At 57.6% G+C, this 257-nt stretch carries 1 pseudogene; it reads right to left on the minus strand.

Annotated elements, in window-relative coordinates:
• Positions 1-215: pseudogene (locus tag AAEY93_RS20835) on the minus strand (Tol-Pal system subunit TolQ); the annotation flags it as partial.
• Positions 216-257: the final 42 nt, after the last annotated feature.

Genomic DNA, 257 nt, shown 5'->3' on the forward strand with positions numbered 1-257 from the left:
CGGTACAGCTTGGACAGGTCGATACCCGACCAGAAGCGCTCTTCAAAGCTCTCCAGGGCACGTCGACCGGCACGCAGCATGTTGCTGCGCTGAAAAATCATGACCCAAGAGGTAACCGATGCGGCTACCAGGGTCAGCATGACCAGTTGAACCACGACACTGGCATTGCTGACCAGGCTCCACATGGAGGAATGGTCGACGACGGTAGGTTCCACGCTAAATCTCCTGCTTTGATTGTTGACCCGCGCCGCTCACGG

The sequence above is a fragment of the Shewanella sp. CAL98-MNA-CIBAN-0140 genome, from assembly GCF_040309905.1.
GTDB lineage: Bacteria > Pseudomonadota > Gammaproteobacteria > Enterobacterales > Shewanellaceae > Shewanella > Shewanella psychromarinicola.